The 16815-nt window shown below is 40.2% G+C and carries 10 protein-coding genes and 1 other RNA gene; 3 read left to right on the forward strand and 8 right to left on the reverse strand.

What is annotated here, in order from left to right; all coding sequences use genetic code 11:
* Window positions 1-349: 349 nt before the first annotated feature.
* Window positions 350-1735, reverse strand: a complete 1386-nt coding sequence (locus QUA53_RS18150; RefSeq protein ID WP_333098956.1) for a response regulator — start codon at window positions 1733-1735, stop codon at window positions 350-352.
* A gap of 349 nt (window positions 1736-2084) precedes the next feature.
* Between QUA53_RS18150 and QUA53_RS18155 the strand changes: the two genes are divergently transcribed.
* Window positions 2085-5297, forward strand: coding sequence for an ATP-binding protein (locus QUA53_RS18155; protein WP_333098958.1), 3213 nt, complete (start codon window positions 2085-2087; stop codon window positions 5295-5297).
* A gap of 22 nt (window positions 5298-5319) precedes the next feature.
* Here QUA53_RS18155 and QUA53_RS18160 read toward each other — a convergent pair whose 3' ends face one another.
* Both QUA53_RS18160 and QUA53_RS18165 read right to left on the reverse strand, forming a co-directional pair.
* Window positions 5320-7137 carry an EAL domain-containing protein gene (locus tag QUA53_RS18160; RefSeq protein WP_333098959.1) on the reverse strand — a complete coding sequence of 606 codons (1818 nt, stop codon included), beginning with the start codon at window positions 7135-7137 and terminating at the stop codon, window positions 5320-5322.
* Entirely contained in the window at window positions 7134-10028 is a 2895-nt protein-coding gene (locus QUA53_RS18165; RefSeq protein ID WP_333098960.1) for a response regulator, read from the reverse strand. The genes QUA53_RS18160 and QUA53_RS18165 overlap by 4 nt, the downstream gene beginning before the upstream one ends.
* Window positions 10029-11010: 982 nt before the next feature.
* On the opposite strand from QUA53_RS18165, the gene QUA53_RS18170 reads away from it, so the two are divergent.
* Window positions 11011-12378 (forward strand): serine/threonine-protein kinase, encoded by a 1368-nt coding sequence (locus QUA53_RS18170; protein ID WP_333098961.1) that lies wholly within the window; start codon window positions 11011-11013, stop codon window positions 12376-12378.
* 153 nt (window positions 12379-12531) lie between these two features.
* Window positions 12532-12888, forward strand: a complete 357-nt coding sequence (folB, locus tag QUA53_RS18175) for a dihydroneopterin aldolase (protein WP_333098963.1) — start codon at window positions 12532-12534, stop codon at window positions 12886-12888.
* 105 nt (window positions 12889-12993) lie between these two features.
* Here folB and nuoK read toward each other — a convergent pair whose 3' ends face one another.
* From nuoK to ssrA, 5 genes are all read right to left on the reverse strand, one after another.
* Complete coding sequence (gene nuoK, locus QUA53_RS18180) at window positions 12994-13299, reverse strand: NADH-quinone oxidoreductase subunit NuoK (RefSeq protein WP_228042566.1); 306 nt, start codon at window positions 13297-13299, stop codon at window positions 12994-12996.
* A gap of 79 nt (window positions 13300-13378) precedes the next feature.
* Window positions 13379-14002, reverse strand: a complete 624-nt coding sequence (locus tag QUA53_RS18185) for an NADH-quinone oxidoreductase subunit J (protein WP_333070831.1) — start codon at window positions 14000-14002, stop codon at window positions 13379-13381.
* A gap of 116 nt (window positions 14003-14118) precedes the next feature.
* A complete protein-coding gene (gene ndhI / locus QUA53_RS18190; RefSeq protein WP_333098965.1) occupies window positions 14119-14694 on the reverse strand; it encodes an NAD(P)H-quinone oxidoreductase subunit I in 576 nt (191 codons plus the stop codon).
* Between the two features lie 103 nt (window positions 14695-14797).
* Entirely contained in the window at window positions 14798-15916 is a 1119-nt protein-coding gene (gene nuoH / locus QUA53_RS18195; RefSeq protein WP_333098966.1) for an NADH-quinone oxidoreductase subunit NuoH, read from the reverse strand.
* A gap of 365 nt (window positions 15917-16281) precedes the next feature.
* Window positions 16282-16672, reverse strand: a transfer-messenger RNA (tmRNA) gene (gene ssrA, locus QUA53_RS18200).
* Window positions 16673-16815 lie beyond the last annotated feature (143 nt).

Below are 16815 nucleotides of genomic sequence, written 5' to 3' on the forward strand. Positions count from 1 at the left end.
TTAATTAATCCGAAACATCTCAAAAACTGGTTTACTAATTGCTGCTACTGTACCTCATAACATCCGGAAGTGCTGTAGCGATCGCCTCTAGGGGCAGTTATACAAAATATAAACTACAAAATATAAACATTTTGTCAATGTGTAAGTCCTAGCGGCTTCTCTTAATTTTTATTGATTGGCTGGGGGAACTGCGGGGATGAAAATCATCATTTCTCCAAGGGCGTTGATAAATCCTGCTTTGAACCGCTATATAGCGCGTATAAATGAAGGGTCTCATTGACCGAGTAGAGACGTTGCCTGCTACGTCGGTTTAGTCTCCAATAAATTCGTTAATTCCTACGCTCTCTCTTTAGGCTAAAGGAATTTCAATAATGAACTCTGTCCCAACACCCTGTTCTGAAAAGCAACTCAGTTGACCACAATGTTTTTCTACAACAATCTGACGACTAATTGATAAACCCAATCCCGTACCTTTTTCTGCTGGCTTGGTTGTAAATAGATAATCAAATATTTTAGTGCGTACCTCTTCGGGCATTCCCAAACCGTTATCTTTAATGTGAATCATGGCAATATTTCGCTGGCAGTCAACTTCAGTGCAAATCATAATTTGTCTGGGATTTGCTTGAATTTCTGCCAAATTTTGCTTTATAAGATTCTCTTCTAAAGCATCAATGGCATTAGCAATAATGTTAATAAATACCTGATTTATCTGTCCGGGGTAGCACGGTACTAGAGGTAAATTTCCATATCCTTTAACGACTTCTATTTTCGGACGTAGATCATTTGCTTTTAATCGATGTTGTAGAATTAGTAATGCACTGTCAATCCCTTCATGCAGGTTAGCTTCTACTTTTGATGTACTATCAGGGCGGGAAAAAGTTCTTAAAGATACACTAATTTGACGAATACGTTCTACGCCCATTTTCATGGATGAAATAAGCTGGGGTAAGTCTTCTATTAGATACTCTAAATCCACTTCTTCGGCACGAGTGGCGATCGCTGCACCTGGAGAGGGAAACTGTTGCTGATAAAGATGAACAATTTCTAATAAATCTTGAATATAAGTTTCAGCATGAGTCAGGTTTCCCTTGATAAAGCCTACTGGATTATTAATTTCATGAGCCACTCCAGCCACTAATTGACCGAGGGTAGACATTTTTTCGCTTTGGATTAATTGGAGTTGAGCTTGTTGTATGGTCTGTAGAGCTTGTTTTAGTTCAGAGGTTCGGTCTTCAACTCGTTTTTCTAATTCTTGATTCAACTGTTGTAAAGTTTTTTCTAAAGTCGTTTTTTCTTCAATTTTTTCTTCGAGCAATTGATTTTTGCTTGCCAGATCTTTGCTCAAGTTTCGCAACTCTAAATGAACTTGAATTCTAGCTAATACTTCTTCTTTTTGAAAGGGTTTAGTGATATAATCTACAGCCCCAAGGCTCAAACCTTTGACTTTTTGATCGGTGTTGCCAAGAGCCGTCATAAAAATTATCGGGATTCCTGAAGTTGACGGGTTACTTTTCAGTCGAGAACACGTTTCAAATCCGTCAATTCCCGGCATCATTATATCTAATAAAATTAAATCTGGGGTGACATATTCTATTTTTTGCAGCGCACTTTCTCCATCTTGAGCTACTAAAACTTCTAGTCCAGCCTCATCTAAAACGTTAAATATAACACCTAAGTTTGTAGGATTATCATCTACAATTAAGAGGGTGTTTTTTGAGAAAGATAAATTATTCATAAAGCTTTAGCCTTCTCCTTGGTTTTTAATTATAAGCCGCGTAGCGTCCTGACTATCTAATCTGCCAGTTTGCAGAGCCAATCTGCGGCAGGATTTTTCAATTATAAGCTGCGTAGCGGTCTGACTATCTCAGGGGCGGGAAAAAAGTAACTTTGTTTCCTTGGTGTATCATCATATTATAGTTCAACGAGGATGCTAACAAATGTAACATTTTTTGTTTGAAAGTAAAGTTTTTGTAACGCACTCTAGTCTTATGGCTTTCCTATCCCTTTCTCTACAGAAGAGTCCTACGTCTGGTGAATAGTCTGTTGCTCTAGAGTATAGACAAATACATTTTTCCTAAAAAGTTATGGGTACAAATGTTGCTAGGTTCCAGAAAATGCCGCTACGCCGTGTCTTAATTCTTCCCTTTGTTTTACAAATCTTTACAGCCGTAGGGTTAACCGGATATTTTTCGTTACAAAATGGACAGAAAGCTGTGAATAATGTAGCGGCACAGTTGCGCCGTGAAATTGCCACGAGAATTGAGCAGAATTTGCATACCTATCTAGCGGTTCCCCATTTAGTTAATCAAATTAATGCAGATGCTATTAGTCTTGGTCAATTTAGCCTAGACAACCTGACAGTATGGGAGCGTCATTTTTGGCAACAAAAAAATTGCTTTAATAGCGTAGATGGTCTAACAATTATCAATGAAAAAGGCCAAGGTGTATCTATTATTAGTAACGATCAAAGAAAGCTAGTCCTTCAAGCAACAAGTCCAACCAAGCCGAACCAAGTATTCATGTATTTGGCTGGCAGTCAAGGAGAAAGAAGAAAATTAATCAAAGTGGTTAAAAATTTCGATCCCCGAAGAATTACAGCTTACAAAGAAAGCATGGAAGCTAGTAAACCCACCTGGACTAAGATACATTTTGGTGAACTTATTATCACCCCTATAATGACAGCAGGGCAACCAGTTTTTGATAAAAATGGAAAAGCTACTGCTGTCTTGTTAACTACTCTACGTTTATCCCTAATTGGGAATTTTTTGCAAACTCTAAAAGTTGGAAAAACAGGACAAACTTTTATTATCGAGCGAAGCGGAATGCTAGTGGCAACTTCCACATCAGAAAAACCATACCGAAATAGGCAAAGATTTCCAGCCACTGACAGCAAAGATATTTTAACCCAAGCGACTGCAAAATATCTAACAGAGCGATTTAACAATTTCAATTATATTAAAAATTCTCAGCCGTTAGATTTCTTACTAAACGGACAAAAACAATTCGTACAAGTTCTTCCTTTTCAAGATGGTAAAGGGATTGATTGGTTAATTGTAATGGCGGTTCCAGAAAAGGATTTTATGGAACAAATTAACAGGAGTAGACATACGACGATTTTATTATGTGTTTTGGCACTATTTTTGGCAACTGTTTTGGGAATTGTGACTTCTGAATGGATAGCCCGACCGATTCGGCGTTTGGGTAAAGCCACAAGCGCGATCGCTGGCGGCGACTTTGAGCAAAAAGTAACTGCTTCCTCCGTTAAAGAAATCAGCGCTTTAGCGACTTCTTTCAATTTAATGAGCCAGCAACTCAAGCAGTCCTACGCACAATTAGAAGATTATTCGCACTCCTTAGAACAAAAAGTCGCAGAAAGAACTCAAGCATTAGAGCAAGAAATGGGCGATCGCCAACAGATACAAGAGACACTCCGGCAAAGCGAAGAAAGGTATCAATTAACTCTAGAAAGCGTTAATGAAGGCATCTGGGACTGGCGAATCCAAACAAACACCATCTATTTTTCACCCCAATGGAAAGCCATGTTAGGCTATCAAGACAACGAAATTATTAACCTATTTAGCTCTTGGAAAACACTGGTTAACCCCGATAATTTACAACCGATATTAGACTCTTTAGAAGACTATTTAAAAAGTGGAACTAACGAACCTTATAGTTGGGAATTTCAGATGCGGCACAAAAACGGTAGCTACAGGTGGATACTATCGCGAGGTCGGGTTGTCGAGCGGGATGCGGAAGGCCAACCCCTACGTTTAGTCGGCTCTCACACCGATCTTACCGATCGCAAACAAGCAGAAATAGAATTGCAAATAGCCAAGGAAGCTGCCGATGCTGCTAACAAAGCCAAAAGCGAATTTTTGGCAAACATGAGCCACGAACTTCGCACACCACTCAACGGGATTTTAGGCTACGCTCAAATCCTCATGCGTTCAAAAAACTTAGACCATCAAGAGGTGAGTAGTCTAAAAATTATTTATCAATGTGGCTCTCATTTGCTCACTTTAATTAACGACATCCTCGACTTTTCTAAAATCGAAGCCAGCAAAATAGAACTTTACCCGACGCAATTTCATTTTTGGGCATTTTTAGAGGATGTCAGCCAAATCTTTCGCCTCAGAGCCGAACAAAAAGCTATCAGCTTTATTGGTCAATTTGACTCTTCCTTACCCACCAACGTGCAAGGGGATGAAAAACGCTTAAGGCAGATTTTAATTAATCTCTTAGGTAATGCGGTAAAATTTACCGATCGAGGGGGCGTTACTTTCAAAGTTCAACTCATAAAATCAGTAGCCTTAGAACCTAACTCGAAGGAATTAAACGCCCTCAACACTATCCGCTTTCAAATTGAAGATACGGGAGTTGGGATCGGCGAAGAGAAAATGCAGAAAATTTTTCAACCTTTTGAACAGGTAGGCAATACCGATAAGATGTCAGAAGGAACGGGTTTAGGATTGGCAATTAGCTTAAAAATTATCGAAATGATGGGTGGTAGTATTCAAGTTAACAGTCAGTTAAATGCTGGCAGCCAATTTTGGTTTGATTTAGATTTACCTTCTGCTAGTAAATGGGAATCGGCAATTCAGCTACAAGCTGCGATCGCTGGCTATCAGGGAACAAAACTGAAAATTCTCGCAGTTGACGATAAGTGGGAAAATCGATCTGTGCTGGTTAATTTGTTAGCACCCCTTGGCTTTGAAGTGCTAGAAGCTGCTAATGCCAAAGAAGCTTTAAAAGAAGTCGAGCGTGACCAATTTAATGCCATTATTACTGATTTAGTAATGCCAGAAATGGATGGTTTCGAGTTAGTAAGCCGTCTCCGCTCTCAACCTAAATTTAAAGATTTAGTCATTATCGTTTCTTCAGCTAGCGTTTTTGAAGCTGAGCAGCATAAGAGTTTAGATATGGGGGCAAATGCTTTTTTACCCAAACCCTTACAGGCGGCTGAGTTATTTGTATTGCTACAAAAGCATTTAGGGATATCTTGGGTATATCAAGAGTCCTCTCACCTCACTCAAAATGTCAATCAATCCGTGCGATCGGATTCAGATTCTTTGTTAGTACCACCACCAGATGAAGAACTGGTAATTTTATACGATTTGGTTATGAGAGGTAATTTAAAAGCTGTGACTCAACAAGTTGAACAGTTAAAAAAATTGGATGCAAAATATATTCCCTTTGCCGAACGGGTAGGTGAATTGGCTGCCAGCTTTCAGGAAAAACAATTACGGTTATTTATCAACGATTACAAAGCCGATAACACAAATCAAATTGATGGTTAAAAATCAGGTGGTAATATTTTAATTATAAGCCTATAAACCGCGTAGCATTATGACTATCTAAGGGGCGAGAAAAAAAGTAACCTTGTCCGAAAATACACCCTAGTTCTCGAAGAATTTCTATTTGTTCTTGAGTTTCCAATCCTTCCGCAACAATTTCCATATTTAAATTTTTACCTAATAATATAATTGTTTGAATTAAAATGGTATCCTTGGGATTTCGAGCCAGGTTTTGCAAAAAGGAACGATCGATTTTTAAAGTATCAATTGGCAGATTTTTGAGTAAACTTAATGAAGAGTAGCCAGTACAAAAATCATCGATACATATACCAACACCAATACCTTTTAAAAATTCAAAGTTTAAATTTGTTGTTTTTAATAGACAACTTTCAGTAATTTCTATATTTAAAGTGTTTTTCTTTATCCCAGTTTGTTGTAAAATTTCTGCAATTTGTTCAAAGAAATTAACTTGCTGGAATTGAATGGGAGAAAAGTTAACGTTCAGTTTTAAAGGCAGATCGGGCAATTGCTCTTGCCACCGTCGTAACTGGTTGCAAGCTTCCCCTAAAATCCACCAACCTAAAGGATTAATTAATCCTGTTTCTTCAGCAATAGGGATAAATGTATCGGGTGAAATTATGCCTTTGGGATGATTCCAGCGGATTAAAGCTTCAAAACCTTTAATTTCTTCAGTAATGAGGGAAACAATAGGTTGATAGTACAAGCAAAATTCTTGTTGAGAGATCGCTTTTCGCAAGTCTTGCTCCAGTTCGAGGCGTGCGATCGCATCCGCTTGCATCTGCGGATCGAAAACCTGATAGTTACCACTTCCCTGCTTTTTAGCTCGATACATTGCAATATCCACATCTCTAAGGATATCCATCGGTTGTTGATAATTCATTGCACTAGAAGTTATACCAATACTCGCTTCTACGATCGCTTCACAGTCATTAAACTTAAAGGGTAACTTAAACTGTTCTAATAATTTTTGAGCGACTGAAGTTCCGGTTTCTTTTTCTACTAAAACAACAAATTCATCCCCACCCATTCGCGTTGCTATTTGGCAAGGTTTTAAACACCCTTGCATCCGCTTGGCTACGCACTTTAGTAGCTCGTCTCCTGCTAAATGTCCTAGGCTATCATTGATAATTTTAAAACGATCTAAGTCAATAAACAAAACAGAATAACTTGTATTCGCTGCAATTAACTCCTGCAATTGCTTAATCAACCAGTCTCGATTTGGCAAACCTGTTAAGGAGTCGTGAAAAGCATTATGCTCCAATTGAGCTTGACTTCTGTACAATTCTTGCAGCGTTTGAGAAAGTTTTGCTGTTCGTTCTTGGACTCGGATTTCTAATTCTTGATTTAGCTGTTTTAAGTCGGCACGAGCCTTCGTATGTTCAGTAATTTCTTGCAATAAATGCTGATTTTTAAATTCAATAGTTTGAGTTAAATGTCGCAGATCTAAATGAGTTTTAATTCTCGCTAAAACCTCTTCTTTTTGAAAAGGTTTAATAATATAATCTACTGCTCCTAAAGATAAACCTTTGACAACATTATCGGTTTCCGAAAGAGCCGTAATAAAAATTACAGGAATTTGACTCCATAAGGGGTTTACTTTCAAAAGTTCATAAGTTTCAAAGCCGTCTATTCCGGGCATCATTATATCTAATAAAATTAGGTCTGGAATCACATAATTGATTTTTTGAATAGCACTTTCTCCATCTTGAGCGACCAAAACCTCAAAACTAGCTTCAGTGAGGAAATCCGCTAAGATTCCTAAATTAGCAGGGACATCATCCACTACCAAAATTGTATTTGAGTAAGAATTTAAATTGTTCATAAATTTATTTCCTTGTATTGAGTGAGCATTTCCAAGATTTTTTTCTCTTGAAACTCTTTAGCTAACTGCCGCAATTTTGACGCAAATGACATATATTTTGGATCGGTTTCTTCAAGAGTTTTTGTCTGTTTTATAATCTCTTTCAAATTACCTCGCAAAGCCAAATTAAACAGTTTATCTAATGCTTCTGGAGGAGGAGGAACAATTTTATCGTAATTGGGTTTCCTTCCTGAAGGCATCAATGATGCAGCTTCATAAATCCACTCTATTTGTAAATGAAGTTCTAACTTTTCTAAAAGTTCTTCAGCTTGAACTGGTTTGGCTAAAAAATCAACAGCTCCAGCTTGTAAGCTTTGATTTTGGTCTGTTTCAAAAACACTTGCCGAAGAAACAATTATTTTAATATCTTTTAATTCTAAGCTTGTTTTCCAGTATTCCATCAATTGAAATCCATCCATTTCTGGCATAACTAAATCTGTAATCACTAAATCTGGTTTAGCCTGAGTTGCTATGTTCAATCCTTGTTTCCCGTTAGTCGCTTCTATTACTTCAAATCCTAGAGGAGTCAGTAAATTAACAATGACCGATCGATTTTCCCAACGATCGTCAATCACGAGAATTTTTTGGGAATTTCCTTTAAATCCAATAATTTTACCTTTGTCAGTTTGAGAACTTGTATTAACCCATTCTGTGGCTTCTAATAGCTCTAAATCAAACCCAAAAATACTGCCCATTTGTAATTGACTGGTGACTTGAATGGTACTACCCATTAATTGAATAATTTTTTGAGTGATTGCCAGTCCTAATCCCGTTCCTTCAGCTTGATTTTTGCGAGATCCAACTTGTTCAAAAGGTAAAAATATTTTGGCAATTTCTTCGGGTTTAATTCCTACTCCTGTATCTTTGACACTGAAGCGAATTTTACAGCAAGTTTGATGGGAAAAATTAATATTTTTTTCAATTAAACTGACACTAAAACTTATTTCTCCTATTTTGGTAAATTTGATGGCGTTACCAATAAGGTTAATTAATGCTTGTCGCAAGCGTTTTTCGTCGGCGTGAATGGCAATGGGTAAATCGGGATCGGGTTGGTAGCTAAATTTGAGACTTTTTTGTTCGGCGCGAATGCGACAAATTTCGGCAACGGCCTGTAGAAAAGCGGGAAAATGAAATTCTGTAGGGTAAAGTTCCATTTTCTGAGCTTCTATTTTAGACAAATCGAGAATATCGTTAATCAAAGTTAGCAGGTGAGAACCGCACTGGTAGATAATTTCAATGCTATTTTGTTCGTGTTCTCCTAGTTTTACAGAACGTTTGAGGATTTGGGCATAGCCTAAGATCCCGTTGAGTGGGGTTCGCAGTTCGTGACTCATGTTAGCCAGAAACTCGCTTTTGGCGCGGTTGGCATTTTCTGCGGCTTCTTTAGCGGCATAAATTTCTTGTTCGGCACGTTTGTATTCGGTAATATCTTCTACTGTACCTTCGTAGTAGAGAATATTATCATTTTCATCACACATAGCGCGAGCATTTTCTGAAATCCAAATAATACTACCGTCGCGGCGATAAACTTGAGATTCAAAGTCGGCAACACTGCCGCGATCGCTTATAATTTTCATGAATTCTTCTCGGTGGTTGGGATCTACATAAAGTTGTTGTTTAATATTGGTTAATTTGCCAATTAATTGGTCAGAAGAATTGTAACCATAAATTTCAGCCAAGGCTGGATTAGCGCTAAGATATTCCCCTGCTGGTGTAACTTGGAAAATTCCATTAATTGAATTGTTGAAAATGCTGCGATATTTGGCTTCAGCAGCTTGTAATTCTTTTTCAAATTGCAGGCGCTTTTTGCGGTTGCTGAGAAAAGCCATAAAAGTGTAAGTCACTACCGCTAATACTAGCAGTGCAAACCCGATGATTTGATATTTTCTACCAACTAACTGATTGAGTCGCTGTTCCAATAAACGATCTAAAAGTGGAAAAGCTGTATTGTAAAGTTTTAATTGGGACTCTAGGGCAGTTGTGGCTGTAGCTGTATATACGAATGGCTGTAAGTTGATGGTATTGGCATTAATGATATCTTTGTCGAGTAAGTCAATAAATCTTTTGATATCCTTGAAATTTTCGCGTACGCTAGTGGATAGCTGCCGCTGAATTTGCGGATTAGCATTCGCCGAAATTTGCAAGCCTCTTTGCACTGCTTGGATAGGCGGTGCAATTAAACTCCGAATAATCAAAAGTTTGGCTCGATCGCTGTCTGCAATTTTTTGTTTAGCTTGTTGAGTGGCGATCTTTGCACCGATATCTTTAGCTTGAGCCGTATTCTCTATCGTTAATGGTAGCTGCGTGACAACGGTATCCATTAAATAATAACTGTCTAAAGATGGGTCGAGAATGAGATTAGAAACATCTCCGATGTGTGCAATTAAATCGAGGATATCGTTAACAACTGTTGTATGTGCTTGCCAGCTTTGGGTAGGAGATAAGTTTAATTTTTGCTTTTTTAATTGCTGCAAGTTGCCATTAATGGAAGTTTTGAGCGCTAGCCATTGCGGGCTAGCTTTAAATTGGGGCGATAGCTGTTTTTCCACGGCATTGAGGTTTTGGATTGCCGTCTCGATCTTTTCTGTTGCCCTGGCGATCGCAGGGGCTAAAGACTTGTCCCCATTTAAATATTGATTGACTTGCGTGCGGTGTTCAATAACAGCGACAAGCAAATTTTTCAATGGATAGTTATAAGCCAAGCCGAGTTTTTCTTTTTGAGCAAACTCAATTTTAATATCAATTTCAGCAATTAATTGATAAACTACTAGAGCAAAAGGAAATATAAAAATCAACAACAACGCCATTAAATTTATGGGTTCTGTGAGGCGCTGGTTTAGGTTTTTTTTCATAATCTAATAAGTAATTGATAATGATTTATTTTCAAAGGGCTATGAGGATAATTGTCAATCTGTATTCTAGCCTCATGGCGGAGTTTGACAATTTATTGTGTAGCTATTTGCCCATTCTGTAGAGAGACATACCCCGTTATTTATATACTCACAACAATATTTAGGATAAAATGTGGAAACCAGAGCAGACCTAACGGAACTTTGGGAGTTGCAGTCATTCACTAACTGATTGAGACTTTTTTAGAATTTGCCCAGCCGTTACTTGATTTATATTAATATTACGCTGTCTTTTGACGAATATCTATTCTAGTTGAACGAAGATGCTAATTAATGTCATCTTTATTACATTACATTAAAATTAATGTAATAGACTCTAGTCCTATAACTATTCTCTCCTCTTCTCTACGGAAGACTTTTACCTTTGGTAAATATTCTATTGCTCGAGACCATAGAGTAGTACATTTTTTGACAAAAATTTATGTATAGAATTGTTGCTAACTCTCAGAAAAGACCGCTCTCCAGTATCTTACTTCTATGACTTACGCATTGACAAAATGTTTATATTTTGTATAACTACCCCTAGAGGCGATCGCTATTTCCAGATCGGACACAATTAAGTAAAATTACTCAAGTTGTCATGGGGAGCAGAAACATTAGACATCTCCCCAAAAGCTGAATCACCTAATGGGACACAATTGTGCAGAATATGCACTGCCAGTTGACTTCACCTCGATTTGACGACAGCATCAGGATGAGAAGCAATTCTAGTTAAAAGGTAGTCCAGAAATAGCGCTTAGTTTAGTGGTTTTTTTGATAATGATTAGGGAGAGTCTACATCATCCAACGATCGCTAAAGCTATTGAGTAGAGGATTGATATTGCTGGGGCGATCGCCCTTCCTTCCCTCGCATTCAAACAAACTTAGCTACAATAAGCTATACTGTGCTCGGCGACTCCCCAAATCGAACAATTTGCCGTGGTTTATGTCTAACTCCTCCCTCCTCATCCCTGGTTCGACTCTCGAAAAACGCTACCGTATCCTCCGCGAATTGGGCCGAGGCGGTTTCGGCCGCACTTATCTCGCCGAAGATATCAACCGCTACAACGAACATTGCGTGCTCAAAGAGTTTTCTCCGGTGGTTCACAGCCCGAAAGCGGCCGAATTGTTCGATCGCGAAGCGAGTATGCTTTACCACCTCCAACACCCGCAAATTCCAAGGTTTCGAGAACTCCTGCGAACTGATTTGGGCGGGAATCCATCTTTATTTTTAGTGCAAGATTATATCAAGGGTCAAACCTACGAAGAAATATTGATATCGCGCCAGCAACAAGGTAAAAATTTTAGCGAAGCTGAAGTTACTCAACTACTATTTCAGCTTTTACCAGTTTTAGAATACATCCACTCAAAAAATTTAATTCACCGCGATATTTCCCCGGATAATATTATTCAGCATGACGCTGACAAACTACCCTTTTTAATTGATTTCGGTTCAGTCAAACAAATCGCAGCCAATGCCGTACTTCAGTTTAACGGACAATCGGATACGGCGATCGGCAAACAGGGTTATTCGCCGGCCGAACAAATGCGACTGGGGAAAGTGTCTGCTGCTAGCGATTTGTACGCTTTAGCCGTCACGGCTTTGGTACTGTTAAGCGGCAAAAAGCCTCAAAAATTGTACGATATCAATAATAAAGCTTGGGATTGGCGATCGCACGTCAGTGTCAGCTCAAATTTAGCCACGGTATTGGATCGGATGTTAGCAGAACAACCGGGTGATCGCTACCAATCCGCAAAAGAAGTCCGCGAAGCACTCAAAGATCCAAAACTATCTCACATTGGCAGTATAATTTCCCAAATGGTGACAATGAACTTTGTCGGCCGCCCTTTCAAAAACACCACTCAAACTGCTACCAGCAATCATACTCCTGTTAACCCAAACCCTCAAATTGTTAAAAACAACAACATTTTCCAGTTAATACCTTGGAAAACCCTAGGGAGTTTAAGCGTGGTTTTATTGCCGGGAATGTTAGCTTTTAGTGTAGTCAAATCTGGTTTCACGTTGCCCAAGCTGCCGGAGTTACCTAAATTTTCTTCGCGCCAGCAACCTCCCGATACGTCCTTAGAGGAAGCCGAAATAATTCGTCAAGAAAAGATTGGTAAACGACGCAAAAATCTCAACATCAATCAAGATATATTCTATCAAAAAGTGGATGAATTATATTACAATAAATATCCAGAATTACAAGGGCGCAGCTTGACAGAAAAGCCAGAAGATGCTGAAATTAGGCGGAAATGGTATGAAGTTGCTGAGGATTTACTCGACAAGTTGGAGAAAGGAGGAGAGTTATAAAATCTAAGATAGAATAAGAGTGATTGAACCGCAGAGGGCGCAAAGAACGCAGAGGAAGAAGGAAAAGGGCAAAAAAAGAGAGGGAAGAGAAAGAGAACTTTATCTGGTTTAATACAAAGTGGTATAGACAACGCACTTTTAGTTTATTGCAAAATGGATTCTATTCAACTTACAGGAATTCGCTGTTACGGATATACGGGCTATCTGCCGGAAGAGCAAGTTTTGGGGCAGTGGTTTGAAGTGGATGTTACTTTATGGCTGGATTTATCGCAAGCTGGAAAAAGTGATGATATTCAACATACTCTTGATTACCGCAGCGCCATTACTCTGATTCAAAAGCTAGTCAAAGACTCGAAGTTTTTATTAATCGAACGCCTAGCAGATACTATTGCTCAAGCGCTTTTAGAACTACCGTTAGTCGAAAAAGTTAAAATACAACTCTCGAAACCTGCTGCCCCCATCCCTGATTTCGGGGGTAGAATTACTCTAGAAATTACTAGAAGCCATTAGTCATTAGTTCTTAGTTCTTAGTTCTTAGTCCTTAGTCATCAGTCTTTAATCTGCATTAGTTTGTGGCTAATGACTGATGACTGATGACTGATGACTATTGATTAATTACCACTTCAGCAAGTTAAATTCTTCCATGTCTACGGTATTGCGGTTGCGATAAATCGCCAAAACAATTGCCAAACCTACGGCAGCTTCAGCCGCCGCTACCGTAACTACAAACACGGTAAATACTTGGCCCTTAATTTGTACAGGGTCAAGATAATTGGAGAAACCCATCAAATTGAGATTGACAGCATTCAGCATCAACTCGATCGACATCAACACGCGCACTGCATTTCTGCTGGTAATCAAACCGTAAATACCAATACAGAAAAGAGCGGCAGCTAATAACAGGAAATACTGGAGTTGCAGTTGCATAAATTTGGCGATTTTGTCTCAATCTAAAGTTACTAAAAAACTAACAATATGGTGCGCTTAGCGCACCATAATATTACTTAGATTCTGGCGAAGACACATCTCCGGCAGAAACTAATTCGCGAGGTCTTTCCGGCAAACTCAAAGCAGGTGTTTCGGATAGCTTCTTTGACAGTTCATCCGGGAAAAAATCGCGACGCGCCAACACAATTGCTCCCACCATTGCCATCAACAAAAACACTGATGCTAACTCGAAAGGCAGCAAAAAGTCGGTGAAGAAATGTTTGGCGATCGTGACGATCGAACTTTCGGCAGGTGCTCCTGTCGTCGCGACAATAGCCCAAGGAGTAGAGACCACCATCGTACCCAAAAGCGCAAACAAGCCTACGCAAACTACTGCTGTTGCTACTTGACGCACCCAAGCGTTGGGAATTGTGCGGAAATCTTCTCGCTTGTTCACCAACATAATCGCAAACAAAATCAAGACGTTAACAGCACCAACATAAATCAATACCTGCGCTGCTGCTACAAAGTCGGCATTCAGCAACAGGTACAAGCCGGCGATGCTGGTAAATACGCCGCACAGCAAAAATGCTGAGTAAACGATATTTGAGAACAGCACTACTCCTAGTGCTCCTGCAATCATCATTACCGACAGTATGCCAAATGAAACAATTTGAACCCCTTCAGCTAGATTCACAATTTTTTATCCTCAATTATTAGTTTTCTATTGTTCGTTTTTACTCATTAGTTAGCAGTCATTAATAATTGGTTATTTCACTAATGACTGATGACTGCTGACTAATGACTAATTACTTACTTTTCGATAATTTCCTCTGGACGCAGACCGGCGCGGCGATCGGTGTAGGAAACTTCATGAGGGTCGATCGCACCTTTCGGCAAATAAGCGAATTCCCGCATCGGTGTCACCATCGGATCGTCTGTAACCTTGTAGGGTAAACGTCCGAGGGCCACGTTGTCAAAATTCAATTCGTGACGTTCGTAGGTGGCCAACTCATACTCTTCTGTCATCGACAAACAATTAGTCGGACAATATTCTACGCAGTTGCCGCAGAAGATACACACTCCGAAATCGATACTGTAGTGCTTGAGTTGCTTCTTCTTAGTTTCTTTGTTAAATTCCCAATCCACTACAGGTAAGTTGATCGGACACACCCGAACACATACTTCGCAGGAGATGCACTTGTCAAATTCAAAGTGAATTCGACCCCGGAAACGTTCCGAAGGAATTAGTTTCTCGTAAGGATACTGCACCGTAATCGGCCGGCGTCTCATGTGGTCAAAAGTAACAGCTAGCCCTTGACCGATATACTTAGCAGCTTGAAGAGTCTCTTTGGCGTATTCGCCTACTTGATTGAGGAATTTTAGCATGGTGTTCTCTCTCTGTACTTGAGTTTTTGGTAATTGCTAATTGATAATAGGTAATTGGTTAACAGCTATTTTTGTTTAGCTGTTGCCCTTTACCTATTATTAATTAACCGCCAAAAGCAAAGGGAAAGGCAAGTTTCAAAGCTGCGGTCAATAGCAAATTAACTAGAGCAACGGGAAGTAAAAACTTCCATCCCAAATTTAGCAATTGGTCGATCCGCACTCGCGGCAGAGTCCACCGGAGCAGAACTGCCAGAAACAGGAAAAAGTACGCTTTCAGCATGGTCATTGTAATGCCCAGCAAGCCGGTAATTACCTGCAACCAAGGAGTCGTTTCGCTCAATCCCAGGGCATTTGTCAGCACTTCGACAGGAATCGGGCATTCCCAGCCGCCTAGGTACAAAACTGCTACTAGCAGGCAAGAAAGGACGAGGTTAACGTAGGAAGCGATATAGTACAAAGCAAATTTCATGCCTGTGTACTCAGTCTGATATCCTGCTACCAATTCTTCTTCTGCTTCCGGGAGGTCAAAGGGCAAGCGTTCGCATTCTGCTAGTGCTGCGATCCAGAAAATCAGGAAACCTGCGGGTTGGCGCCAGATATTCCAGCCGAGAATGCCGTAGCCGGCTTGCTGGTGTACGATGTCGATCGTACTGAGGCTATTGGACATCATCACGACTGCCAATACTGCCAAAGCTAGGGGAATTTCGTAGCTGAGGGATTGAGCCGCGGCTCTGAGTCCTCCGAGGAGGGCGTATTTGTTGTTTGAAGCATAGCCGGACATCAGCAAGCCGATCGGCTGAATGCTAGACAGGGCAATCCACAGAAATATCGCTGTCCCCATATCGGCGATCAGCATATGCTCTCCGAAGGGCACGATTAAGTAGGAGAGAAAAACTGGAATCACCACAATTACCGGGCCTAGGGTAAATAGTAGCGCGTCAGCTTTTGCCGGTACAATGTCTTCTTTGAATACCAACTTCAGACCGTCAGCAACGGGCGCTAAAACTCCCAGAGGGCCGATGAATTCCGGGCCTACCCGCTGTTGAGCGGCGGCGGAAATTTTCCGTTCCAGCCAGACGCTAGTTAGTACCCCGAAAACGGCAGCGACAATCATCAGCAACATTGGCAGCGGTAGCCAAAGCACTTGGGCGATGTCCGCCGGTAAGCCCAAATTCATCAGGGCTTCTACGAAACTTCCTTGTAAGTCAATTCCTGGGTTCATTTGTCCAGCTTTTGAGCGATCAGCATATAATTTTTCACCCGTCCTTCGTAGGAGTAGGCTTAAAAATCGGGGTCTTTGTAAAGATTTTTAATGCTTTACCGCCTAATAGTATATCGCCCGACAGGCTCCAAGAACGCACAGACAGGGTGAAGTTCTAATTATATGAGTCCGCAGCGTAGCTAATGGGTGGGTAATTTATGTATTTTTACTTAGTGGCTCGATCCGAGCGATTTTAGATTTTAGATTTTAGGTTTTAGGTTTTAGATTGAATCCCAAACAAAAGGGCCCAGAGTTAACTCTGGGCCCTTTTAATGCTGTAAAGTGGCTTTCAAATGGCTTAAACCATTGATTTTACGCTACTTTTTTTATGGAACTGGGCAGAATCGAACTGCCGTCCAAAGCGGGTATTTACCTTCCGATCGTTCACAGGTTTATCCCTTCTAATCCTCAGGGCGGGAACCATCTTTATCCCAAATGGGGGGATTTTCTAGTGATTGCTTTCCTAGCTAGCCGACTAGAAACGTTTAGCTAGGGCATCCGTTGGGGGTTGTTATGCTACCGTTAACGGAGTTAGGTGGCATACACTCTAAACCGGGCTTAAGAAGTTTTTAGGCTACAGCGACGGCTTTGCGAGCGAAAGGAACGATGTTGTTCGCATTTACTATTTTTTTTGAGCCGATATTAACGAGAGTAGACTCCCTCTCGACCTGCATCACGGAGCAGCTTTCGCCACCCTGTCGAAACCATTACAGCCCCTCGTGTGTTCTTTTATCATAGACAATATTTCGTGTGGCGTCAAGTCAAGCGATTTTAGATTTTGGATTTTCGATTGGGGATTAAAGAAACCGGGTTTTTTGCGGTTTTTGTCGGCTTTAACGAAGTCTTGGAGCAAAAACCCG

This window comes from Microcoleus sp. Pol12B3 (genome assembly GCF_036701355.1).
Classification (GTDB): domain Bacteria; phylum Cyanobacteriota; class Cyanobacteriia; order Cyanobacteriales; family Microcoleaceae; genus Microcoleus.

Coding starts and splice junctions, on each gene's coding strand:
- QUA53_RS18160 (WP_333098959.1), bottom strand. CDS start 7,137: ATGAACAATTTAAATTCTTACTCAAATACAATTTTGGTAGTGGATGAT.
- QUA53_RS18170 (WP_333098961.1), top strand. CDS start 11,011: ATGTCTAACTCCTCCCTCCTCATCCCTGGTTCGACTCTCGAAAAACGC.
- QUA53_RS18165 (WP_333098960.1), bottom strand. CDS start 10,028: ATGAAAAAAAACCTAAACCAGCGCCTCACAGAACCCATAAATTTAATG.
- nuoH (WP_333098966.1), bottom strand. CDS start 15,916: ATGAACCCAGGAATTGACTTACAAGGAAGTTTCGTAGAAGCCCTGATG.
- ndhI (WP_333098965.1), bottom strand. CDS start 14,694: ATGCTAAAATTCCTCAATCAAGTAGGCGAATACGCCAAAGAGACTCTT.
- folB (WP_333098963.1), top strand. CDS start 12,532: ATGGATTCTATTCAACTTACAGGAATTCGCTGTTACGGATATACGGGC.
- QUA53_RS18155 (WP_333098958.1), top strand. CDS start 2,085: ATGGGTACAAATGTTGCTAGGTTCCAGAAAATGCCGCTACGCCGTGTC.
- QUA53_RS18150 (WP_333098956.1), bottom strand. CDS start 1,735: ATGAATAATTTATCTTTCTCAAAAAACACCCTCTTAATTGTAGATGAT.